At 73.5% G+C, this 3,380-nt stretch carries 2 protein-coding genes; both read right to left on the bottom strand.

The features are described 5' to 3' along the window. The coding region (locus tag JWP64_RS01555; RefSeq protein WP_297491332.1) for a response regulator at positions 1-671 on the bottom strand (671 nt) is incomplete at its 3' end. Next, entirely contained in the window at positions 668-3,301 is a 2,634-nt protein-coding gene (locus JWP64_RS01550) for a DUF4118 domain-containing protein (RefSeq protein ID WP_297491329.1), read from the bottom strand. The genes JWP64_RS01550 and JWP64_RS01555, both read right to left, overlap by 4 nt. Between the last annotated feature and the right edge of the window lie 79 nt (positions 3,302-3,380).

Below are 3,380 nucleotides of genomic sequence, written 5' to 3'. Positions count from 1 at the left end.
TGGGCGAGGTAGACGCGTAGGTAGTTGGTGCGGTCCTCGTGTCGGGGGCCCCACACGTGGCGGAGCATCTCCCGCTGCCCGATGAGCTTGCCGCGGTGCCGAACGAGCATCTCGAGCATCCCCCACTCGGTCGGGGTGAGGTGCACGTCGGCGCCGGCGCGGCGGACCCGCTTGCGCTGCAGGTCGACCTGGACCGTTCCGAACTCGACGAGCACCTCGCCGTCGCCGTCGCCGTCGGCGGTGGCGGCGCGGCGGATGGCGGCGCGGAGCCGGGCGAGGAGCTCGGCCATGCCGAAGGGCTTGGTGACGTAGTCGTCGGCGCCGGCGTCGAGCGCGGCGACCTTGTCCGCGGAGTCGGTCCGGGCGGAGAGGACCACGATCGGGACGGAGGTCCAGCCGCGCAGCCCGGCGATGACGTCGGCGCCGTCGAGGTCGGGGAGTCCGAGGTCGAGCACGACGAGATCGGGGTGGGTGTCACCGGCGGCCCTGAGGGCGGAGCGCCCGTCGGTGGCCACGACGACGTGGTAGCCGTTCGCCGACAGGTTGATCCGCAGGGCGCGGACGATATGGGGGTCGTCGTCGACCACGAGAATGCGCTGAGTGCTCTCCCGCTGAGCATCCTCCGCGGCGCCCGAGCGCGTCGGCGGCGAGGCGGGCGGGGCGGCGGTCATCGGACCCGGTCGGCGGGGACGACGTCGCCAACGCGTCCCGGCACGGTCGTTGTGGCCTCGCTGCGGGCCGCGCGGCCCGTCTGGCCCGCGATCGGCAGGGAGACGACCGTGGTGAGGCCTCCGCCGGGGGTGTCTTCGGCGGTCAGCGCCCCGCCCATGACCTCGGTCAGCCCGCGGGCGACGGAGAGCCCGAGGCCGACCCCGGTGGTCGCGTCACGGTCGCCGAGGCGTTGGAACGGGGCGAACAGATGGTCGCGGGCCTTGGCCGGGACACCCGGTCCGGAATCGACGATCCGTAACTCGGCGCGGCCTTCGTAGGCGCTGGCGCGCAGCACGACCGGGGCTCCCCCACCGTGGCGGAGCGCGTTGTCGACGAGGTTGGCCACGACCCGCTCCAGCAGCCCGACATCGGCGGACACATCGGGCAGGTCCTCACCGATCTCCAGGACCACCCGCGCCGCGTCCGGCAGGCCGAGCAGGGCGCCGGCGGCGACCTCGTCGTAGCCGACCCGTTCCAGGAGCGGCTCCACCGCACCCGAGGCCAGCCGGGAGGAGTCGAGCAGGTTACCGACCAGGCCACTGAGCCGGTCGGCGGACTCCTCCACGGTCTCGAGCAGCTCGGCCCGGTCGATGCCCGACAGCCGCAGCAACGGATCCCGCAGGCTCCCGACGGCGGCTTTGATGGAGGTCAGCGGGCTGCGCAGGTCGTGGCCGACCGCGGAGAGCAGGGCGCCGCGGGTGTCGTTGAGCTCCGCGCGCCGCGTCGCCCGGACCGCGTCCGCCGCCGCGCGCTGGCTGCGCAGGGCGAGCAACGCCTGCCCCCCGACCGTCTCCAACAACCGCCGGTCGAACGCCGGCAGCGAGCGCCCGCTGCCCACCAGGTGCAACCCGGGCTCCACCTCCACATCGACATCGGCATCCTCCGGCCGCCCGCACTCCGGCGGTCCCGAGGTGGCGACCCGGCCCCACCCGACGCCGCCAGCTCCAGCGCCCTCGGCGCGTTCCAGCAGGGCGACGCCGCGCAGCCCGAAGGCCTCACGCACCTTCTCCAGCAGCCGAGGCAGGGGATCGGAGCGGGTCAGCACGGTACGGGCGAACGACGCCAACAGCGCCGCCTCGGTGCGCGCCCGCACGGCCTGCTCCGCGCGCCGCGCCGCCCGGTCGACGACCAACGCGACCAGCACCGCGACCAGCAACATCACGACCAGGGTGATGACGTTCTCGGTCTCCCCGATCGTGAGCGAATACAGCGGTGGGGTGAGGAAGAAGTTCAGGAACAGCCCGCCGAGCAGGGCCGCCAGCAACGCGGGCCCGAGCCCACCGACCAGGGCGGCGACCACGGTGGCCAGGAAGAACAGCACGACATCGGTGGACAGCCCGATCACCGACTGCAGCGCACCACCCACCCCGGTCGCCGCCGCCGGGGCGAACACGGCCAACCCCCAACCCAGCAGGCGGCGCCCACCGGGCACGTTGCTGCGGATCCGGGGTAGCTGCAGTGCCGTGCCGGCAGCGGGATGGGTGACCATGTGCACGTCGATCGACCCGGACTCGCGCACCACCCGCGCCCCGATGCCCGGGTCGAACAGCCGCGCGAACCGCGACCGCCGGGAGGTACCGAGGACGAGCTGGGTGGCGTTGACCCCGCGGGCGAACTCCAGCAGCGCGCCGGTGACCCCTTCGGCGCCGCTGTCGCCGACGACGGTATGGAAGGACGCCCCGACGTCGTCGGCCAGCGTGCGCAGGGCGCCCGTCGCGCCGACCGGGGCGCCGGCGAGCCCGTCGCCGCGCAGCACGTGCACGGCGAGCAGGTCGGCCTGACCGGCCCGCTTGGCGATCCGGCTGGCCCGGCGCAGCACGGTCTCGCTCTCCGCCCCGCCGGTGAGCGCGACGACGACCCGTTCGCGGGTCTCCCAGGTCTCCCGGATGTGCTTGTCGGCGCGGTAACGCTGCAGGGCCACATCGACCTCGTCGGCCACCCAGAGCAGGGCCAGCTCGCGCAGCGCGATCAGGTTCCCGACCTGGAAGTAGTTGACCAGCGCCGCGTCCACCCGGTCGGCCCGATAGATGTTGCCGTGCGCCATCCGCCGGCGCAGCGCCTCCGGGGTGATGTCGACCAGCTCGATCTGCGCGGCGCGGCGCACGAACTCATCCGGCACCGTCTCCTGCTGCCGAACCCCGGTGATCTTCTCGACGACATCGTTGAGGGACTCGAGGTGCTGCACGTTCACCGTGGACAACACATCGATCCCGGCCTCGAGAACCCGCTGGACATCCTGCCAGCGCTTCGGGTGCCCCGAGCCGGGGACGTTGGTATGGGCGAGCTCGTCGACCAGCACCACCTCCGGACGGCGGGCGAGCACCGCGGACACGTCGAGTTCCTCGACCACGACCTCGCCACGCCGGACCCGCCGGCGGGGCAGGACCTCCAGACCCTCGAGCAACCCGGCCGTCTTGGACCGGCCGTGGGTCTCGACAAGCCCGACGACCACATCGGTCCCACGGTCCCGGCGCCGCCGCGCCTCACAGAGCATGGCGAAGGTCTTACCCACCCCCGGCGCGGCGCCGAAATGGATCCGCAGCTCCCCGGGACGGGGCAGCTCTCCTGCGATGCCGTGCGGCCCGTTCACCCTGCGATCATCCCCTCGCCCGCGCCGCGGCGACGGCCAGGTTGAGCTCGGTGACGTCGACGGTCGGCTCGCCGAGGAA

The sequence above is a fragment of the Pseudonocardia sp. genome (assembly GCF_025465255.1).
Taxonomy (GTDB): Bacteria; Actinomycetota; Actinomycetes; order Mycobacteriales; family Pseudonocardiaceae; genus Pseudonocardia.
Note: the sequence above shows the minus strand (reverse complement) of the source record. Positions and strands in the feature narration are given on the sequence as shown.